This window comes from Methylocaldum sp. (assembly GCF_039794385.1).
GTDB lineage: Bacteria > Pseudomonadota > Gammaproteobacteria > Methylococcales > Methylococcaceae > Methylocaldum.
Genome location: NZ_JBDIVO010000401.1, coordinates 1 through 3849, shown reverse-complemented (window position 1 = coordinate 3849; position 3849 = coordinate 1). Strand labels below are relative to the sequence as shown.

Genomic DNA, 3849 nt, shown 5'->3' with positions numbered 1-3849 from the left:
CTGGGATTGGGGCCCAGCGATCTGAAAAGCATTATCGGCGCCAGCCAACCGACCGCGTCCCGGCTGTTGAACGGCCGATACGCTCTTCCGGAAGGCGGCAAACCCTGGGAGCTGGCCGCCCATTTCGTGCGCCTGTATCGTTCCCTGTCATCGCTGGTCGGCGGCGACGACGAACTGGCCCGAAGCTGGCTGAAATCGGCCAACCGCGCTTTCGACGGACAGCGGCCGTTGGAGGTCATCAAGCGGGTCGACGGCCTGATTCATGCCTGTGAGTACTTGGATTCTCACCGTGCTCGTGTTTAAACCACGCCCCTGGCGGGGCAGCGGCTGGCGGGCAGTCGAGGCGCAGCATCGGGTTGCCACCATGCACCTCGCTTCGGGCAATCTGGACGATCAGACATTGCTGGAAGACATCCTCGACGAGGCCAAGCCGCGCCTGCCCGCTGACGCCCAAGGCTTGCACTGGCTGCTGGCGACGCCGTTCCGCTATTGGCCGCTGCCGGGCGGTTCGCGATTTCGCCGGCGCACCGACCCCGGCGTTTTTTACGGCGCCGAGGATCGCCGAACGGCCACAGCCGAATGCGGCTACTGGCGGTTGCGGTTCTGGCTGGACAGCGAAGGCCTGTCAGGCCGTCCGGCGAGCGTCGAGCTGACCCTGTTCGAATTTCATGCCGCCGCCGATAAGGCTATCGACCTTTCGAAGCCGCCCCTGGTGTCCCATCGGGAGACCTGGACGCATCCTTCCGATTACGCCGGCACGCAGCTGCTGGCGGAACAGGCACGGGAAGCCTGGGTCGGCCTGATTCGTTACGAATCGGTGCGCGCGCCGGGCGGCTTCTGCCTGGCCGTGCTGAATCCCCAACCCTTCAAATCGGTAAAGGAGCCGTACCGCAACAATCAGCAAACCTGGACCTTATTGATCCAGCCGCCGCGCCGTATCGTGCTGCAGCGCCAGTTGGACCGGGAAAGCTGGGCTTTCGAGTTCTGACGGGCAGGCAAAAAAACGAAAACATTGTCCGAAAAAAATGGTCGAACTTGCGGGTTCTTGCCATTCAGTTATCAATAAATACCGATGCGTTCGGTTTCGATTCCAGATTAAAGGGACACGATAAACCTTCCGGGCGGCGAGAGCGCGATACAACCGACCCTTGGGACCTCTTCGCGATCGCGTGATAAGGTTTACACGCGGGCCTAAATCGAAGTTTTGTTTACGTTGCTGTGAAGTTGAGCGTCATGCGCCCCTAATCCCTCTCGTTCTTGCCATCGGGCCAGAATGGTGAGAAAGGCTACAAGCCTGCCTTGTTTCACTGTGACATGATTTCTTATCAATGATTAATACGCCCTTAGCCCCAATCCCCGACAAGGCAAAATCCGCGTTACTGGACTTATATCGCCACGCTCTCGACGCAGACGAACCCAGATTGTACTCCGCGGCTATCGAGGCGGCGGTCGCAGTGACGGACAGTGAAGTCGGCTACTTCCATCTGGTCAATGAAGACCAGGTGACTATCGAACTAGGTACCTGGTCGGCCGCAACCCTTCGCCAGTGCCAAGCGGTATATCAACGCCATTACCCGATAAGCACCGCCGGTATTTGGGCCGACTGCGCCCGCCATCGCAGGCCCTACGTTCACAACGATTACCAGGGGCTCAGTCGCAAGCAGGGCTATCCGGAAGGTCATGTCCATCTGGTGCGCCATCTGGGGGTGCCGGTCGTATACGATGATCGCGTGGTGCTGCTGGTCGGTGTCGGCAACAAAACAGTCGACTACGATAACGAGGATCTCGCATCCCTCCAGGCGATCGCGGATCATGCCTGGTTCCTGATTCGTCGATTCCGCCAGCGAGTCGCGTTGCAACTGTCCGAGGAGCAACTTCGGGATCTCCAAGCGCTAGCCGCCATTTGCGTCTGGCAGTGGGACCCGGTGGATCAGAAGCCCTTGTGCGACGGAAACATCCGCCGTATTTTTGCCGTGGATCCCTTAAGCGACTTTCCGTGCAATCTTGAGGGATTGCTGCAGTTCATCGACCCTCAGGATCATGCAGCTGTGCTCGACGTGCTGCACACCGCATCCGCCGATTCGGCTTTTGACCTGGAACTGCAGGGCACTCGTGCCGACGGAATTTTCGTAACTTTACACTTCCGGGGCGCGGCTTACCCGCGCTCCCAAGGCCGCGGCATCATTCTGCGCGGCATCCTCCAGGACATTACCGAGATCAAACGCGCGGAGGAAGCGTTACGCGAGGCCGACCGCCGGAAGGACGAGTTCCTCGCCATGCTGGCCCACGAGCTCCGCAACCCTCTGGCGCCGATCCGCAACGCCGTTCAAATCATGCGCAAATTGGGAACGGAGGATCCCAAGCTTCAGTGGACGCGGGATGTTATCGATCGGCAGGTCGAGCATTTGGCCCGGCTGGTGGACGATCTCTTGGACGTATCCCGCATCACCCGCGGCAAGATCGAACTGCGCAGGGAATTGCTGGTAGTGGCCGATATCGTGCAGCGCGCGGTAGAAACCAGCCGTCCCCTGATCGACGCGCGCCGGCACGAACTCCGCGTGCAACTGCCTTCGGAAACTATCCACGTCGAAGGCGACTTCGTGCGGCTGGCGCAGGTGGTCTCGAATCTGCTCAACAATGCCGCCAAGTACACCGATGAGGGAGGGCAAATCCGGCTGAGCGTCGAACGCGAAGGCGACGAGGTCGCCATCCGGGTCCGCGATAACGGGCGCGGCATCGATCCGGCGGCGTTGTGTCATCTGTTCGATCTCTTTTATCAGGTGGACCGGACTCTCGACCGCACCGAAGGGGGCTTGGGGATCGGCCTATCGCTGGTCGAAAGTCTGGTGGCGATGCACGGCGGCACCATACAAGCATTTAGCGAGGGCCGGGGAAAGGGTAGCGAATTCGTTGTCCGACTGCCGATCAGCGAGATCGGTGATTCGGCGAAGCCGGGTTGAACTGCTTGACCTTGCGTTCGGTCACAAAGCTAACAGACTTGGCGTCAGGGAGCATCGCAGATGAGCGTACAGCTCAATCACACCATCGTCCCGTGCCGGGACAAGCGGAAGTCGGCGACGTTCTTCACCGAAATTCTCGGCCTGCCAGGGCAGAAACCGTTCGGACCTTTCCTCGTCGTTGAGTTCAGCAACGGCGTTTCGCTCGATTTCTACGAGACCGACGGCGAGATCGCCTGGCAGCACTACGCTTTTCTGATCGGCGAAGACGACTTCGATCGGATCTTCGGCCGCATACTCGAGCAGGGTCTCGAGTACTGGGCCGATCCCGGCCAGCACCGGCCGGGCCAGATCAATCGCAACGACGGCGGCCGCGGAGTGTATTTCGAAGACCCGGACGGTCATCTTCTGGAGATCATCACCCGTCCCTACGGCAGCGGCCGATAGGCATGCGGGCCGTAGAGACTGCCTTTGACATCGATCATGGCCAAGAAGCCAGGAGGTCAGCATGAAAAAATCGCCAGGACACCAAAAATGGCCAGAGCATAAAGTGCAAGAAAAGCATCTCGGTCAAAGAGTGCAAGTCAAAATCGACAACGAAGTGATTGCCGACTCGCGCGACGTGATCGAAGTCGACGAAGACCGACATCCTGCGCGTTATTATTTCCCGCGTTCCGACGTCAGGCTGGATCGGCTCGAACGCTCGGATACCACGACAGAGTGCCCGTTCAAGGGGACCGCTCATTACTTCGATCTGAAGCTCGGCGAAACGAAACTCGAGGATTCGGTCTGGACCTACGAGGACCCCTACGAAGAGCATCGTGAACTGAAAGACCGGATCGCCTTTTACGACGACAAGTTTTCGGACATTCGTGTCGAAGTTGGAGCCTAG

5 protein-coding genes are annotated in these 3849 nt (G+C 59.4%); all 5 read left to right on the top strand.

The features are described from left to right. A partial coding sequence (locus ABJK70_RS21595) for an MbcA/ParS/Xre antitoxin family protein (protein ID WP_347259086.1) occupies positions 1-303 on the top strand: 303 nt, incomplete at its 5' end. After that, on the top strand, positions 269-988 hold the full coding sequence (locus ABJK70_RS21590) for an RES family NAD+ phosphorylase (protein ID WP_205781120.1): 720 nt from the start codon (positions 269-271) through the stop codon (positions 986-988). The genes ABJK70_RS21595 and ABJK70_RS21590, both read left to right, overlap by 35 nt. A gap of 340 nt (positions 989-1328) precedes the next feature. Beyond that, positions 1329-2960 (top strand): ATP-binding protein, encoded by a 1632-nt coding sequence (locus ABJK70_RS21585; RefSeq protein ID WP_347259085.1) that lies wholly within the window; start codon positions 1329-1331, stop codon positions 2958-2960. 60 nt (positions 2961-3020) lie between these two features. Then, positions 3021-3404: a VOC family protein gene (locus tag ABJK70_RS21580; RefSeq protein WP_077731506.1), complete on the top strand. Its 384-nt coding sequence runs from the start codon at positions 3021-3023 to the stop codon at positions 3402-3404. A 61-nt stretch (positions 3405-3465) separates the two neighbouring features. Then, on the top strand, positions 3466-3849 hold the full coding sequence (locus tag ABJK70_RS21575) for a DUF427 domain-containing protein (RefSeq protein ID WP_086134932.1): 384 nt from the start codon (positions 3466-3468) through the stop codon (positions 3847-3849).